At 72.1% G+C, this 14,750-nt stretch carries 14 protein-coding genes; 6 read left to right on the plus strand and 8 right to left on the minus strand.

Going from position 1 to position 14,750, the window contains the following annotated elements:
• The first annotated feature begins 246 nt into the window (after window positions 1-246).
• The 3 genes from AB0C87_RS02605 (at window position 247) to AB0C87_RS02615 (ending at window position 4,007) form a co-directional block, all read left to right on the plus strand.
• A complete protein-coding gene (locus AB0C87_RS02605) occupies window positions 247-1,623 on the plus strand; it encodes a hypothetical protein (protein WP_345177108.1) in 1,377 nt (458 codons plus the stop codon).
• A 278-nt stretch (window positions 1,624-1,901) separates the two neighbouring features.
• Window positions 1,902-2,516 carry a hypothetical protein gene (locus AB0C87_RS02610; protein ID WP_345177105.1) on the plus strand — a complete coding sequence of 205 codons (615 nt, stop codon included), beginning with the start codon at window positions 1,902-1,904 and terminating at the stop codon, window positions 2,514-2,516.
• Window positions 2,517-2,660: 144 nt separating this feature from the next.
• Complete coding sequence (locus AB0C87_RS02615) at window positions 2,661-4,007, plus strand: DnaJ domain-containing protein (protein WP_345177104.1); 1,347 nt, start codon at window positions 2,661-2,663, stop codon at window positions 4,005-4,007.
• A 35-nt stretch (window positions 4,008-4,042) separates the two neighbouring features.
• Here AB0C87_RS02615 and AB0C87_RS02620 read toward each other — a convergent pair whose 3' ends face one another.
• Window positions 4,043-4,990, minus strand: coding sequence for a S16 family serine protease (locus tag AB0C87_RS02620; RefSeq protein WP_353834487.1), 948 nt, complete (start codon window positions 4,988-4,990; stop codon window positions 4,043-4,045).
• Window positions 4,991-5,046: 56 nt separating this feature from the next.
• On the opposite strand from AB0C87_RS02620, the gene AB0C87_RS02625 reads away from it, so the two are divergent.
• Window positions 5,047-5,757 (plus strand): response regulator transcription factor, encoded by a 711-nt coding sequence (locus tag AB0C87_RS02625; RefSeq protein ID WP_345177098.1) that lies wholly within the window; start codon window positions 5,047-5,049, stop codon window positions 5,755-5,757.
• Here AB0C87_RS02625 and AB0C87_RS02630 read toward each other — a convergent pair.
• Complete coding sequence (locus tag AB0C87_RS02630; RefSeq protein ID WP_345177096.1) at window positions 5,714-6,469, minus strand: hypothetical protein; 756 nt, start codon at window positions 6,467-6,469, stop codon at window positions 5,714-5,716. The two genes, AB0C87_RS02625 and AB0C87_RS02630, sit on opposite strands and share 44 nt — an antisense overlap.
• A 10-nt stretch (window positions 6,470-6,479) precedes the next feature.
• Window positions 6,480-7,256: a hypothetical protein gene (locus AB0C87_RS02635; RefSeq protein ID WP_345177093.1), complete on the minus strand. Its 777-nt coding sequence runs from the start codon at window positions 7,254-7,256 to the stop codon at window positions 6,480-6,482.
• A 467-nt stretch (window positions 7,257-7,723) separates the two neighbouring features.
• Between AB0C87_RS02635 and AB0C87_RS02640 the strand changes: the two genes are divergently transcribed.
• Both AB0C87_RS02640 and AB0C87_RS02645 read left to right on the plus strand, forming a co-directional pair.
• Window positions 7,724-8,653, plus strand: coding sequence for a sigma-70 family RNA polymerase sigma factor (locus tag AB0C87_RS02640; RefSeq protein ID WP_345177092.1), 930 nt, complete (start codon window positions 7,724-7,726; stop codon window positions 8,651-8,653).
• Complete coding sequence (locus tag AB0C87_RS02645; RefSeq protein WP_360576178.1) at window positions 8,650-9,705, plus strand: hypothetical protein; 1,056 nt, start codon at window positions 8,650-8,652, stop codon at window positions 9,703-9,705. The genes AB0C87_RS02640 and AB0C87_RS02645 overlap by 4 nt, the downstream gene beginning before the upstream one ends.
• Window positions 9,706-9,709: 4 nt before the next feature.
• Here the strand turns inward: AB0C87_RS02645 and AB0C87_RS02650 are convergent, their stop codons facing one another.
• From AB0C87_RS02650 to AB0C87_RS02670, 5 genes are read right to left on the minus strand one after another with little or no spacing between them, the layout of a single operon-like run.
• Window positions 9,710-10,423, minus strand: a complete 714-nt coding sequence (locus tag AB0C87_RS02650; RefSeq protein WP_345177087.1) for a nuclease-related domain-containing protein — start codon at window positions 10,421-10,423, stop codon at window positions 9,710-9,712.
• 35 nt (window positions 10,424-10,458) lie between these two features.
• Window positions 10,459-11,217, minus strand: coding sequence for a hypothetical protein (locus AB0C87_RS02655; RefSeq protein WP_360576180.1), 759 nt, complete (start codon window positions 11,215-11,217; stop codon window positions 10,459-10,461).
• Window positions 11,214-13,175: a helicase HerA-like domain-containing protein gene (locus AB0C87_RS02660; protein ID WP_345177082.1), complete on the minus strand. Its 1,962-nt coding sequence runs from the start codon at window positions 13,173-13,175 to the stop codon at window positions 11,214-11,216. The genes AB0C87_RS02655 and AB0C87_RS02660 overlap by 4 nt, the downstream gene beginning before the upstream one ends.
• 28 nt (window positions 13,176-13,203) lie before the next feature.
• Window positions 13,204-13,530, minus strand: coding sequence for a hypothetical protein (locus AB0C87_RS02665; protein WP_345177080.1), 327 nt, complete (start codon window positions 13,528-13,530; stop codon window positions 13,204-13,206).
• A gap of 30 nt (window positions 13,531-13,560) precedes the next feature.
• Window positions 13,561-14,679: a hypothetical protein gene (locus AB0C87_RS02670; protein ID WP_353834486.1), complete on the minus strand. Its 1,119-nt coding sequence runs from the start codon at window positions 14,677-14,679 to the stop codon at window positions 13,561-13,563.
• Between the last annotated feature and the right edge of the window lie 71 nt (window positions 14,680-14,750).

The raw sequence follows: 14,750 nt of genomic DNA on the forward strand, positions 1-14,750 counted from the left end.
TGTCGGCCCGGACTCCCCCCCTGGCGGGGTCAAGGTCGCAGGCCCGGCCCCCCGCCTCTTCCCGTCTCTCCAGGTCACCGATCTTCTGTTACCTCGGTTACACGGCCGTCATTTCGATTTTCACTTGCCGATCCGTGTTCGACCAGCACAGTCAACTGTGCGTGGCTCAACCACGTGAGTGGCTTCCGAGCCGCGCCGCCCGGACTCAGTCCCGGGCGCAGTACAACCCAAAAGGAGGTGTGCCATATGGCACGCCCGGACTCCGGCGGTCTCATCCGCTGGGCAACAGAGTCGGACCCCGACGGGCCCGACTCGTCCCGCATCACCCCCGTCCACCTCGGACGGGAGCGCGCCCTGATCACGCCGAACTGGTTGTGGTCGCCCGAGCCGGTGAAGGGTGCTCTCGGGCACCTGGACTTCGGCGCGGGCAAGATCACGACCAAGGCCGGCCGGAAGGTCGGGGACCTCGTGAGGGGTCTCCAGCTGACGGTCGACCCGGGCACCGTCGCGGACGAGAGCGTCGTCTACGAACTCCGGTTCAGGAAGGACGGCTCCGCGTACGTGCAGGGGGCCTACGCCGGCTTCAAGCTCGGCAACGCCTTCGACCACGTGCTCATCCTCGGCGAACCGGACAAGGCCCTGGCCGACAGGCCGGAGATCGTGTCCGTCGTCATGGGTGGCTGCAACGGCAGCAGCAGGGCCACCATCTCTACCGACCCGGAAGGCCGGCGGACCTCGTTCCAGCTCGGCTCTCACGGCGCGGAAGGGAACGTGGGCGAGTTCATCACCTCGGCCGGATTCGTCCGGGAGCTCTCCTTCTACGAGGAGAACCTCGCGCGCCTGGCGGCCACCTTCGCCGGAAACGTGATGGCGCACGCACCGGAGAACCTCCGGTGCCCCAAGGTGATCGACGTGCCGCAGAGGGCCTACTGGACCTACCTGCTCCCGGCCATGCAGCAGGAGCAGACCTCGGCCAGGGCCTATCAGCGGTGGTGCGAGGAAGCCACCAGGCGATGCCGACAGGGAAGCGACCGCACCATGGAGATCCTTCGGGAGGTCCAGGGTGACCGGTTCGACCCGGCGGACATCGTCGACCGTGACGAACTCGCACCGCTCGACGAGGTCCTGGTGGGCATGAAGCCGGGGCGCCACGCCCCGAGCCTCCAGGTCCTGGTGGACACGATGCGGAACTCGGGGGACGAACTCTGGAACCTGATCCTCGACCCGGAACTCCGGACGAAGGTCAAGTTCGCGGGCAAGTACCTCGAACCGGAACTCCGCACGGTCCAGGAACTGTGCGGAGCCTCCTACGTGGTGGCGGTGCTCCGGCAGATGCTGGTGGGCGCCGTCATGTCGGTCAACGACTACGTGGAACAGACCATCGAGCACTTCGTGCAGGAGTGGACCAGGGTCCTCACCGAGCACGGCAAGCTCACGTTCCGCGGCGGTTCGTTCGCCGTCTACCCCTTCTCGCACTTCGTCCCCCTCGAGCAGGGGGCCGTCATGTACCGCAGTGACCCGGGACGTGTCGTGTCGGTCAACGACCGGCTCGGCATCTCGGGGCTCTACCACGGGATGTGGGTCGACCCGGTCGACCTGCTCCCGGAGAGCTACCTGCGGTAGTCGCCTAGCGGCCACCGAAGGGAACCACCGTCTCCGGTGGAGCGGCCACGGCCGTTTCACCGGAGGCACCCACGCTTCCTCCTGCCGGAGGAAGTGAGCACACCGGTGCCCCGGTGGGGACGGCTGACGCCGTTCCCACCGGGGCATTCCGTTTTCCGGCCGCGTGGTCGGCCCCCTCGTGGGGGCGGTTGCCGTTTCCCGTCCACTTCGCACGGTCGTCATTGCCTGCCGAGTCCTCGGGACCGGCAGATCCCGTCTCAACGGAAAGCGAGAACAGAATGTCCAAAACCGAATCAACCCGGGCACGTAGGGCCCGGGTCCTGTCGGCCGCACTGGCGTGGGTCTTCGTCGCGGCGACCGTGCTCCACGTCCCCACGGGGCGGACCCTCCAGGGCGTGCACATCGCCTTCAGCGTGATCACGGCGGCGACCGGCGTCACCGCCCTGCTCTTCCTGCTGGCGCTGCGCCTCCCGTGGCTCCGCGAGCGCGCGGACGTCCCGCGGGTCAAGGAGATCGAACTCCTCGCGAGCTGGACGAACTACCGCAAGGAGATCCTCCGTCTCGCGTTCTACCCCACCGTGGCCGTGTTCCTGCTGCTGTGGGCGTTCGACGCGGTGGTCGTGCCGTTCATCGTCTGCGTGATCCTGCTCTACATCGGGACCGCGCAGACGGTCCAGTCCCTGCGCCGGACGTGGCGCGGGTATCACCACCCCGTGCTCGGCGCGGCGATCGGGGGCCTCTTCACCGCCTCCTTCAGCCTGACGGGCGTGGGCGCCATGGCCCTGACCACGTTCCCGGCCTGGCAGGTCGTCATCCCCTGCGTCATCGCGGGGGTCGCCACGTTCGCCGCCACGATGATCACCCTCTGGGCGGTCCCCGCGGCGGAGGACTGACCGCGCGCTGCGAGGCGCACCCAGTGAGCCGGGCGGGGAGGAGCCGTTCTCCCCGCCCGTCTTCGCTCACCGCCGGCTCCCGGCCAGCCGCGGGGCGGGAACAGCGGACGGTCGGGAGGGACGACCGATGACGAGTGGGATGCGATGAGAAGCGATCAGCCGGACTACTACGAACTCCTCGGCGTGGAGCGGACCGCGACGCCGGAGGAGATCACGCGGGCGTACCGCAGGGCGATGCGCGCGGTGCATCCCGACGCCAGCGGCACCTCCGGCCTGTTCCGGCTGGTCAAGACGGCGTACGACACGTTGAAGGACCCGGCGTCCCGCGCCGCGTACGACGCTCGCGGCCGGACGGCCCCGCCCGAGCCGCCTCCCTCCCGGCCGGAACCCGACCCGGCCCCCGATCCCGAGCCGCGGCCGGGGCCAGGTCCGAGGCCGGGGGCGGAGAGCGGGGGACGGCGGGAAGGCGCGGGATCCGGAGGCCCTTCCGGCACCCCGCCGCCCGGTCCCTCCTTCACGAAGCCGCAGGCGCCCCCGCCCGGTTCCGCCCCGCGCGTCCGCCCCCGGTTCGGCTCCCACTGGTACCGGGTGGCGGCCGTCGCCGCATGGACGGTGGTGTTCCTGGTCGCGGTGTTCGCGCTGTGGCCCGCGGGGCTTCCGCTCGGGTTCCTCCTCCTGGTGGCCTTCCCCGTGGTCGCCATGCCGCTCATCGCGCTGGAGCCCACGCTGCGGTCCCTGTCCTGGCTCTGGGCCGTGTGCGTGCTGACGTTCGCCGGGGGCGCCGTGCTCGCCGCCGCCGAGACGAAGGGCGGCGCCTTCTGGACGCTCTGCGGCGTGCTGCTGGGGCTCGCCGTGGGGGGCGCGGGACTGGCCGCGGCGCCGCACCTCGTCCGGAAGGGCCGCGAGCTGGACCGGCTGATCGCCCCCGAGTCGCTCGACTACCAGATCTTCAACGTGCCCGGGGCGGGGCTCGACCACGACCTCTCCCGGCAGGTGGTGGCGCGGGAGAGCGCCGCCGGGCTGGAGCGGCTCGCCCGGCTCGACGGGGTCCGGATCGTGCACGCGCTCACGGCGCCGCGGCCGTCCGGGCAGGCGGTGCACTATGTCGAGCACGTCGTGCTGCGGGGCGACCGGCTCGCCGTCGTCATGGCCCGCCGCTGGCCCGCCGGGGCCTACGCCTGGACGGGCAAGGGCGCGCTCACGGCCATCGGGCGCCCGTTCCCCGGCGGCGACACCGGCATCGGCGCCGCGGTGAAGGAGATCCGCAAGGTGGTGCCGCGCCGCGTGCGGGTGCGCGGGTTCGTCGCCGTGCTTCCGGACGATCCCGTGCGGTCGTCCCAGGCACGGTTCCCCGAGCCCGAGTACGGCGACCTGCTCGCGGGCTCCCTGGAGCAGGTCAGCGAGCGGATCGCGGCCTGGCTCGGGGAGAGCGACCCCGTCGTCGACCGGCGCGTGCTCGCCGCGCTGCTGCCCCACCTCCGCCGCCCCTGAGCGATCCCGCCTCCGCCGTCCCGGCAAGCCGGGCGTCAGCAGATCGGAGCGCGGCCTCCGTCGGCGCAGAGCCGCTCGACGGCCTCCGACACCGTGCGGACCGGCACGACCCGCAGGCGGGTGCCCTCGGCCGCCGCGACCGCGGCGGACCGCTGCCAGATCGGCACGAGGAACACGTCCATGCGCGCCTCGACCGCCGCGCGCACCTTCTCGGGGACGTCGCCGACGCCGGTCACGGTCCCGCCGAGTCCGATCGCGCCGGTCCCGGCGACGCGGCGCCCGCCGGTCAGGTCGCCCGGGGTGAGCGCGTCGAGTCGGGCCAGCGCCAGGATGAGCCCCGCCGACGGCCCCTCCACCGGGCCGAGGGGGTAGGCGGTGACCGAGACGGTGGGGCCTGCCACCGTCCCGGCGAGCCGGCCGACGGGGAACCGCCGGACCTCGGCGCTCCCCCACGCGTCGCCGGACAGGTGCGGGACGACGAGCACGTGCACGGTCGCGCGCCCGGCGACCGCCGTCTCCAGGTCTGCCGGTGCGCGCAGCGGGGTCAGACGGTCGGCGGTGCCCGCCGCCAGGAGGACGTCGCCGGGGCGCAGGCCGCTTCCGGCGGCCGCCCCGCCGACCGCGCTCACCTGCAGGCCGGCGGCGCTCACCGGTGCCCGCCCGGCGGCGAGCTGGGCGGCGACCAGCGCGGCGTGCGTCTGCGCGGTGCTCATCGCGTCGGCGCCCGGCGCCGGAGCGGCGCCGCGGCCCGGCCCCGCGTCCCGGACCAGGCGTTCCCCGGTGAGTTCGGCCTTCCCCCACTGGAACCAGTTGCTGCGCTGCACGCGGGCCGTCAGGACCGACCAGGACCCGCCCTCCGGGCGGCCGACCTGGATCGCCGGCCCGGGACCGACCCGGTTGTACGGCGAACCGCTCATCCCGAAGACGCTCAGGACGACGACGGCCGCGACCACGCCGTACAGCACACGGCGCCCTGCCGGCACCTCGGCCTGTTTCCTGCCACTCCGGATGGCTGTCGCACCCCCGTTATCATGGCGCCATGGCGCGGATCCTGGTGGTAGATGATGATGCGCGTCTCGTGAAGCTCGTGTCGGGACTGCTGCGCAAGCGCCACTACCAGGTCGAGTCGGTGGCCAACGGCGAGCTGGCCCGGCTGGCGCTGCGCCGGGGGGACATCGACCTCGCACTGCTGGACATCAACCTCCCCGACATCGACGGGCTGTCCCTGATCGACCAGCTGCGCGACCAGGGGAACACCACGCCGATCATCCTGCTGACCGCCCGCTCCGAACCGCACGAGCAGGCGCTCGGGCTGCGGCTGGGCGCGGACGACTACGTCGTCAAGCCCTTCCACCCGGAAGTGCTCATCGCCCGGATCCAGGCGCTGCTCCGGCGCAGCGCGGGCACCATCGCCCGGCACGCCGGCGAGACCCGCGGCGACCTCCTCGACATCCCGCCGGTCCGGGTCGACTTCACCGCCCGGCAGGTGTTCCGGGAGGGAGCGGAGGTGCGGCTGGCCCCCATGGAGTACGCCGTCCTGGAGTTCCTGGCGGTGAACCGCGGCCGTGCGGTCTCGAAGGAGGAGATCATGCTGCACGTGTGGGGCACCGACCGGGGCGTCTCCCGGACGCTGGCCGAGCACGTGTCCCGGCTGCGCCGCAAGCTCGGCGACGGCGTGATCGTGACCCGGACGGGATTCGGGTACCTCATTCCGGCGGCTCCTGAGGATTCCGCAGCCACAGCTCGGTGACCAGGACGTTCTGCGCTTCGAGCCGGCACCACATCTGGTCGCCGTCGGACTGCATGGTGGCCCGCCACCGGGCCAGCCCCAGCTGATCGCCGACCCCGCTGGTCACGCGGGCCGGCCACGGCAGCCCGATCCGGGCCCGCATCGACTCCAGGTCCGACCGGGTCAGGTGCCGGGCGACCGACCGCACCGTGTGGACGATGAAGTCGCCCTGGTCGCGGGCCGAGACCTGCTGGTGGGCGAGCGCGCCCAGCAGGGCGGAGTGGGTCCGGACGGTGTCGGCCACGATCCGGTCCGCCTTCTCGCCGGGCGAGCACGCCTCCTCCAGGTCGGTGAGCAGCCGGGCGAGCCCGTCGATCGCCGAGCCGAGCAGCTTCGCGTCCTCGTCCCGGTTCCCGGAGACCGTCTCGCCGAGCAGCCCCGCGGTGACCGAGGCGATGGTGAGCTCGCCCGCCATCCGGTGGGCGAACCCCCGGGTGAACCGGTCGTGCCACAGCTCCGGCGGCGTCTCCCCGTCGTGCCCGATGATCACCGCGGACGCCGGGGTCAGCGGGATCGCGGTGAGCGAGCCGCTGGTGAAGACCGACCGCCAGGTCAGCGCCTGGCCGGCCGCGACGAGCGTCTCCCGGTCCAGGGTCCCCCCGGCCGGGCCGCTCAGATCCTCTACGCCGCAGGGCGGGACCCCCGCCCGGGCGTGCACGACCACCGGGACCACGGCGGTCGCCTCAGCCCTTCTCCGCGGCGGCCTTGTCGGCCACGAGCTGGTCGAGCGCCTCGCGAAGGTCGGTGCCGGTCTTGACGACCCGCACGTAGTGGCCGGTCAGCCGCCCGGCGAGCTGGGCGTTCAGGCCGCCCTCGCCGATGCCGCCGGAGAGCTGGTGCTCCTCGACGGCGACGATCGCGTTCCCGCGCTCGGCGAGCGCGTCGGTGACCTGCACCGGGTTCATGGCGTTCACCAGGAAGGCGGCCGGGTCCTTGGCGTACTCGATGATCTCCAGGCGCTCCCTGCCGTAGCCGTGGTTCAGCAGGTTCTGGGCGCCCTTCAGCCGGCTCGCGCCGCGGCCGATGCAGGCTCCCCGCGCGTCGACGCCGGTGACGGTGGGCGCCACGGCGATCTTCGTCTTGGTCCCGGCGACCCGGGCGATGGCCTTGATGACGACCTTGCCGTTGAGCAGTTCGTCGACGAACCCCGCCAGCAGGCGCTCGACGAGCTCGGGCGCCGTGACCGAGAGCATGAGCCGCTCGGAGCCCGGGTCCGCGCCGGCGGTGACGCCGACGACCAGCGCGATGACCTTGCTGCCCGCCGCCAGTTCGGGCGGGGCGGCCCCCTCGGGCAGGTCGAAGGCGTCGGCGCGCGGCAGCAGGGCGTCGCGGGCCTCCCCGGTCGCGACGTCATAGACGGCGCAGCGGAACCCGTCCGGGCCGCTCGACCTGATGTGTGCGGTCACCGTCGTCCCGACGAGCGGGGATTCGAGACCGAGATCGCTGAGGATCGTTTGCACCGTCGTTCTTCCTTTCGTTGGCAGACGAGGCCCGTGGCCTCGCCCGTTCCTACCGCAGCCTAAGCGCCTGCCCCCTGCCCTCTAGAGTCCGTCGGTTCCGGAATCCGCAACCCGACGCGGGGAACTGGTTCGGCGTTCCCGCTGCCGGCACACCGCGTGTACACCAAACGACCATCAGCGGGGCAACAGCTGATCCATAGAAGGTCAATTTTCTGTCAACGAACTTGTCGGGGGGATCCCTCTCCGGACTGTCGCGCGCCTCCCCGCGATGCGCTCAACTGCGATCTTCCGCCGGCGCCCGGCCGAGCGCGCGTTTTCAGCGGCCGAGCAAGTGTCTCGCGACCGTCCGAACGGCCTGCGAACGTATCAACGATCTGTTTCAGTTCCGACCGTTCCCGGTCCGTTCGGCATCGAACGTGCATAGCTACAACTCCAGCCTCGCATTCCCGACTAGCCGAGGGAGACGGATGGACAGCGAGCAGCCAGGGCGTGGTGAGCGCCCCACCGCCGACGAGTTCCGTACCCGCAACGACGAGCTCTTCGCCCGTCGCCACGAACTCCAGGAGCGCCTCGCCGCGCTGCGTGCGCGGGCCGACTCCGGCGAGATCGACATGCTCTCGGAACTGGTGCTACGGCGGGTCGAGCGTGAGTTCGACGACCTCACGCTGGAAATCATGATCGCGAACTTCGGCCTCGTGCGCCGGTACGTCACGATGTTCACGTCGAAGTCCAGCGAGCACATCGAGGACTTCGAGAGCGCCGGCAAGGTCGGGCTCCTCTGGGCGATCGCCTCCTACGACCCCAACCGCGGCCCCTTCGCCAGCTGGGCGTTCAAGCCCATCCAGCGGGAGGTGCTGCGCGCGGTGCGGGACGCCGACCACCCCAACCTCAATCCCGGGGACTTCGAGAAGCGCCCGGCCATCCTGGCCGCCGAGCGGGCGTTCCTGGAGGAGGCCGGGCCGGACGCCCCGCTCGACCACGCCGACATCGCCCGCCGCGCGGGCGTGACCGAGGCCCAGGTGCGCCGCGTGCTCGACGCCCCCCGGCTGGACAGCCTGCACACGGTCGCGGGCGGTCCGGGCGAGGACGACGTCGCGTGGGAGGACCGGCTGCCCGACGCGTCCCCGAGCATCGAGGACGAGGTGATGCTCCGCTTCGACCTGCGCGCCCTCAGCAGCCGCGGCTTGCCGTTGCTCGACCCCCGCGAACGGTACGTACTGACGCGCCGGTTCGGACTGGACGGCGAGCCGGAGCAGGCGTTGCGCGTCATCGGCGAACGACTCGGGCTGTCCCGCGAAGGGGTGCGGCAGATCCAGCAGAAGGCGCTGGCCAAGCTGCTCCAGCCCGTCGTCGAGACGCCCGAGGGCGCCCGGAGGATCGAAGGACGGGCAGGATGAACGACGGACGGGAGCACGCGGGCGGCCCCGGCGCGGGAGCGGCCGGCGGCGCCGGGGAGGCGTCCTCGTGGGTCATCATCGATGACACCGCGGACGCCGCCGAGGAGCCCGCCGCGGCCCCGCCGGCGGCCGGCGGGAAGTCCGCCGCCCCCGAGTCCGAGCAGCCGCGGCGCGACGCGGAGCCCGCGCAGAGCGACCCCTGGGCCTCGCTCGGGACCTGGGACTCCTGGAGCGCCGCCCCGGGGGCGCCCACCGAGGCCCCCGGCGGAGACTGGAGCGGTCCCAACTCCGCGCCCGGCTCCTCCGCGCCCAGCGCGGCGCCCGGCGGAACCGGCGCGAAGGCCGCCGGTTCCAAAGCCCCCTCCGGAAAGCGGAACACCCGTCCCGCCCCGTCGACGAACCCGTCGACGAACCCGCCGCGCTCCCAGCAGAACGTCCCGCCGCGCCCCCAGCAGGGCGTTCCGCCAAGCGCGCCGCAGAACGTCCCGCCGAGCCCCCAGCAAAGCCTCCCGCAAAGCCCCCAGCAGAACTTCCCGCCGAACGCTCAGCACGGCGTTGCCCCGAACTACGGCGTCGCCCCGGCTCCCAGCGCGCCGACTCCCAGTGCGCCGCCGAACCATGGCGTGCCGCCGGGTACGCCGCCCGGGTCGCCCTTCGGCGCCCCGGCGAGCGCCCCGCACACCGCCGCCCCCGGCGTCGGCTACCCGCCCGCCAGCGCGCCCGGTGCGGTGCCCGCGGCGCCGCCTCACGGCTTCCCCACGGCCGGGGGCGCGTACCAACCGGAGCCCGCCGCGGGCTGGGCGCCGGCCGCCGACCAGAACGGCGCCGCCGGCACCCCGCAGAGCGGCTGGTTCTTCGAAGAGCACACCGACGACGTCCTCCCGGACGAGGCGCCGGACGAAGCCGCAGGCGCGGTCCGCCGCTCGCGGTCCGGCCGGCTGCCGGGGCTCGGCGGCGTCGACCTCATGCCCACGCTCATCACCCTCGTCATCACCTGCATGAGCGTCCTGCTGGTCGTCGCCTCGCTGATGTGGCGTCCGGAAGTGCCGTAGCCGGTCAGGCCGGGGCCGCATGCCAGAGGCCCCGCATCGTCTCCCGCGCTTCCTCCGCCGCGCCGAAGACGCGCGGAGCACGGTCCAGGACCGCTTGCAGGTCCCGTGCGGAGCACACCCACACGCCGTCGGCAGTGGTGAACGGCCGATTCCGCATTCCCGGCACGCACACGACCGCCAGGACCGTCCTGCCGCCCAGCTTGCGGGACAGCCTCCGCGCCTGGTTCGCCGCCTGCCGGACGGGGTCGCCGTGCAGCACGCGCTTGCCGACCCGCATGGTGCCGCCCTCGGCGGAGACCCGGCCGTGGCCCGTCTTCACCTCGATGGCCGCGGCCCCGCAGCCGCGGGTGAAGACCACCGTGTCGCAGTCGCCGCCGCGGGAGCCGAGGACGAGCCCGTAGGCCGCCGCGACCGAGTCCGTGCGCCGGACGGCCGCGCGCACCTCGCGCTCGGACCGCGCGCCCACGGCCGACCGCCGGGCCTGCCCCAGGGCCCGCGTTGCGCGGATCCACGCGTACCCGCATCCCGCCGCCGCGGCCACCCCGGCGACCGCCGCCGACACTCTCAGCGCACCGCCGTCCAGGAGCAGCGCCCCCAGAAGGGCGCCCGCGGCCGTGAGAGCCAGCGTGGCGGCCCCGGCGGCGTAGAGAGACCCCCGGGTCCGGTGGCGCCACATCTGCCGGGAGACGAAGTCTCCGGCCCGTCCGACCTCGTACATGGATCTCCCTTGGACGCTCACTCCGGGGCCGCGGCTCAGGCCCGCGCGCGGAGCCGTTTGCGGCGGGCCTGTTCGGCGTCCGCACGGCGCGGCGTGGGGCGGCCCTTGGAGTCCTGCGCGCCGCGCGCCTCCCCGCCGGCCTCGCGCGCGCCGCCCCGGCGCTTCCGGACGTTCTTCAGCGCCCTGAACCAGGCGACGCCCTGCTCCGACCCGTCGCGGACCACGTCCCGGACCTCCCGGGCGAGCCGCCGGACGAGCCGCCAGACCGCCAGCGCCATGCCGGCGATCATGAAGTTCAGCACCGAGGCCAGCCCGGCCACCTGCCCCCAGGCGGCCGCCTCGCGCACCCCGCACCGGCCCGTGCTGAAGAGCCCGCCCGGGCACTCGCTCGGCACCAGCACCACGAGGGCTCCCGCGGCCCCGGCGAGGGCGCACAGCGCGGCGGCGGCGGTGAACCTGCCGATCGTCTTCTTCCAGCGCCGGTGGAGCCGCACGTTCAGCCGGACCACCGCGGCGGCGGCGACGCCCGCCGCACCGGCGGTGACCACGTCCCCCACGTCGAACGTGACGACGTCCCCGGCCTGGAGGATGAGCAGCCCGATCGAGAGGCCCGCGAGGACGAAGCCGAGCAGCACGATGATCGCGGACTCCAGGGCGACCGCCAGAGGGTCGATCCGCCGTTCCCGCGCCTCGTCGTCCGGCCGCGCCTTCTCCTTCGGGCGCGCCTTCTCCTTCGGGCGCGCCTCGTCCTTCGGGCGCGCCTCGTCCTTAGGACGGCGCCGCGGCGGCCTCACACCGTTCCCCTCGTCCCCTGCGGGCCGCCCAGCGGCATCGTGACCGGCACGCCGTGCGGCGCGGGCGGCTGGTAGCGGTCCAGCTCCTGCTTCCGCATCGGAATGATCACGTACTCGACCCTGCTGGCCGGCTTGTTGACCCGCAGGTACCCCTCACCGGTGCCGAGGGCGCGCAGCTCCTTCGGGAAGACGATGTACTGCTCCTCCCCCATGGCCTGCAGGTTCTGGGTGTGGCCGTCCTGGCCGACCCGCTCGCTGAACTTGTTGTTGTCGCGCATGCCGAGGAAGTCCGCGCACTTCTCCGCGGCCTCCGGGGACGACTGGGCCATGGCGATCAGCCAGTTGATGTTCTGGGTGAGGCGCGACCAGTCGTCGCCGTCCTTGTCGATCCAGTCCGTCGGCCCCTGGGTGCAGAGGATCATGTTGAACAGCGCGGACCGGACCCTGGACAGCATGTTCATGGCGATCTCGCGATCGATGAAGTTCGCCTCGTCCACCACGATGAGCCGCGGCTTGTCCTTGGGGGCGCGGCCCTGGATCCGCTGCGCGGCGTACACCGACAGCCGCTGCAGCGCCGAGGAGGAAAGGATCTTCGCCATGTCGGGCTGGCCGAGGGAGTTGAGCCCGATGTAGGTGAGCCCCTCCCGCCGGACGTCGATCATCTGGCGGTCCTGCCCGGGGACCAGGATGCGGCGGCCCGCGCCCGAGTCGTACAGGCCGGTCAGCTTGGTGCCGAAGCTCGCCGCCGAGACCCCCTCGTCGCGGGACGGCCGGAGCACGTTGGTGTAGCGCTCGGTGCAGTGGCCGAAGCCGCGGACCCCGTCGATCGCGAGGACCTGCTCCTTGACCGCGCCCTTCATGTTCTCGCCGTGCTCCATGATCTTGCCGATCTCGAGCATGTTGGGCGGCGCGAAACGGTCCGGCGCGACCTCGGCGGCCTCGTGCAGCATCTGGACGACCTGCTGGAGGACCTTGCGGTTCAGCGCCTGCCAGTAGGCGTCGTCGAACTCGACCATCGTCATGATGGTGTCGAACGCCTCGTCGGCGGACATGCCCGCGAGGGCGTTGAACCAGAAGGCCGGCTGCTCGTCGCCGAGGGCGATCTCCTGCATCGGCATGCGGTGCGCCTGCGCGTAGGCGCGCAGGAAGTCGCGCAGGCCGCCCGGCTCGGTGTCCTCCTTCATGTCGAGGACGGTGACGTCGAAGCCCATGTCGAGCGCCGCCCCGATGATCCACATCAGCGTGACGGTCTTGCCGCTGCCGGTGGAGCCGACCACGGCGCCGTGCATGCCCATCTCCTGGGTGCTCAGAAACACCGGCCGGTCGTTGGCCCCGAGCCCCAGGGGGATCGTCTTGGCCTTGATCGGCGTCTTCCTGGCCTTCTCCGTGGCGTAGGGGCCGTGCACCGCCGGGATGTCGGCCACGGTCACCCGGGTGGCCACCCGCTTCTTCAGCATCTCCCGCCGGCCGTCCCGAGGAGTGATCGGGTCGTCGACGAGCTCCTTCTGCCGGAACCAGGTGCCGTCGAACAGGTCGACGAACTTCTTCTTCTTGCGCAGGAAGGACGACAGCCCCATGATCACCGACCCGCGGGCCCTGCCGACGATCAGGCCGAAGAGCCCCGCGAGCACCGCGGTCAGCGACAGCAGCACGGTGACGGGCACCTTCCCGGGCTCCCCCGGGCCGAAGTCGGCGAAGCTGGCCAGCCAGTAACCGTAGGCGTACGCGTTCTCCTTGGCCCGCAGGGCGAGCCCCACCACACCGGCCAGCGTGACGATGGCCCAGTCCCGCCGGGCGAGGAAACGGCGCAGCGGGATGAGCAGGACCCAGGCGCAGAGAGCCGGGATGAGCACGGCCAGGATGACCGCGAACACCAGCAGGACCACGGTGGGGAAGACATAACCACCACCGACCAGGTCCGTGGGTCTGTCGTCCGGCCTGCCCCTCGAGTCCGCCATCGTCACTCCTTACGCTGAGGTGCCTGCGTCAACCGCCGCTATTGGCGACGCTGTTGACGCTGTCGAAGATCTTCACGACGAGGCCGCTCATCATGTTGACGCCCTTGACGGTGATACCGAGGTTGAACAGCATTCCGCCGATGAGCAGAGCGAACATGAGCGACTTGAAGGCCTCACCCGGACGTCCACGGCCGATCCCGTTGACCATCCGGAGGATGCCGATCACCACGATGACGACCGCGATCGCGCCGCAGATGGCGACGAGCGCCTTGCCCGCGGGCGAATCGAAAAAGCTGTCGCTACCCTTGGTTCCAAGATCTGGTCCCGCAAGTATGTACAAACCAGGAACTGACATTCTCATTCCCTCCAGGTTGTAAGGCCCCGGTCAGTTCTGCAGTGCGTTGCTGTAGGGCTCCATATCCGCCGCGGAACCGGCAGGACCCCACGCGAGCACTGGTGGTTGCGCTCCGCTGGCTCCCACCAGCAGATCGAAGTCAGCGAAGCTAGTGAATGGTTGAACGGTCTTCTTTCCAGGAACCGTCCCGGGCTGGTCCGCTCTGGCAAGCATGATCCGCACCCGGACGACGAGCTGGTCGTCGAGCGTCTTGATCGCCGAGAGGATCTGCACGGCCTGGGGCGAGTCCGCCAGGCGGAACCCGGACAGGCCCTCGTACCGGTGGGAGGAGTCCTGGTCGCCGGTAACGGCGAGCAGTCCCGCCGAATCGCCTGTTGCATAGGCCGCGGCCCACCGCAGAATCTGGTTTTTGGACTCGGTGCTGACCTGTGTGGTCAGTCCGTTGTAATTGGTGTAGTCGCCGGTTCCCTTCGGCTTGCCGGCCCCGTTCTTCCAGACCGAAAAGGCGGGTGCGGCGGCCAGCCGGGGCCCTGAGGGGTCGAGCAGCACCGTCACGTCCAGCTGGAGCACGTGCGAGTTCACCGACGGGGACTCACTGCCTCCGGCCTCCGGCCCCGGACTCGTCGTGGGAGCGCCCTGCGGGGTGGCGCCCGTCGCGCCCGGGGTCGGCGCGCCCGGGGTGGACGCACCCGGGGTGGGCACACCCGCCTGGGGCGCCCCGCCGGTCGGAGACGCGGGCGTCCTGCCGGCCGGAGACGCGGGCGGCGTGCCGGTGGACGCCGGGGAGGGAGCCGGCGAGGTCCCCGCCCCCGAATCGTTCATCACGACGAGGAAGTGGTGGACTTCGAACTCGGTGAAACCGAGGTCCTTCGTCCCGAAATGCTGGGGGGTGAACCCGACCCAGTTCAACGCCCGGTAGTCGAGCGGGGTCGCCGCCGTCCCGCCGGTGCCTTGCGCCAGCGCCGCCTGCGGGTCGAAGGACTCCGCGTGGGGCACGTCCTGCTGCCTGCCGGTCAGGAAGTTGACCGCCGCGGTGTACGCCAGGTCGCGGCCCTTCGGGTCGACCGAACTCAGGTCCGTCTCGCCGCTCCCCTTGGAAATGGCGATGACCACGGCCACGATGCTCAGCCCGGCGGCGAGGAAGAGCACGGCCAGAATCCTCCGCGCCCGTCTGCGAGCGGTCGGCTCACTGGAACGCCGGGCGGGCACCATGGTGAAAC

It is taken from the genome of Actinomadura sp. NPDC048021, assembly GCF_040653135.1.
Classification (GTDB): Bacteria; Actinomycetota; Actinomycetes; order Streptosporangiales; family Streptosporangiaceae; genus Spirillospora; species Spirillospora verrucosospora.

Excerpts from the sequence above, each read along its gene's own strand:
- AB0C87_RS02605 (WP_345177108.1), top strand. The coding sequence starts at position 247 with ATGGCACGCCCGGACTCCGGCGGTCTCATCCGCTGGGCAACAGAGTCG.
- AB0C87_RS02610 (WP_345177105.1), top strand. The coding sequence starts at position 1,902 with ATGTCCAAAACCGAATCAACCCGGGCACGTAGGGCCCGGGTCCTGTCG.
- AB0C87_RS02615 (WP_345177104.1), top strand. The coding sequence starts at position 2,661 with ATGAGAAGCGATCAGCCGGACTACTACGAACTCCTCGGCGTGGAGCGG.
- AB0C87_RS02625 (WP_345177098.1), top strand. The coding sequence starts at position 5,047 with ATGGCGCGGATCCTGGTGGTAGATGATGATGCGCGTCTCGTGAAGCTC.
- AB0C87_RS02640 (WP_345177092.1), top strand. The coding sequence starts at position 7,724 with ATGGACAGCGAGCAGCCAGGGCGTGGTGAGCGCCCCACCGCCGACGAG.
- AB0C87_RS02645 (WP_360576178.1), top strand. The coding sequence starts at position 8,650 with ATGAACGACGGACGGGAGCACGCGGGCGGCCCCGGCGCGGGAGCGGCC.
- AB0C87_RS02650 (WP_345177087.1), bottom strand. The coding sequence starts at position 10,423 with ATGTACGAGGTCGGACGGGCCGGAGACTTCGTCTCCCGGCAGATGTGG.
- AB0C87_RS02660 (WP_345177082.1), bottom strand. The coding sequence starts at position 13,175 with ATGGCGGACTCGAGGGGCAGGCCGGACGACAGACCCACGGACCTGGTC.
- AB0C87_RS02665 (WP_345177080.1), bottom strand. The coding sequence starts at position 13,530 with ATGTCAGTTCCTGGTTTGTACATACTTGCGGGACCAGATCTTGGAACC.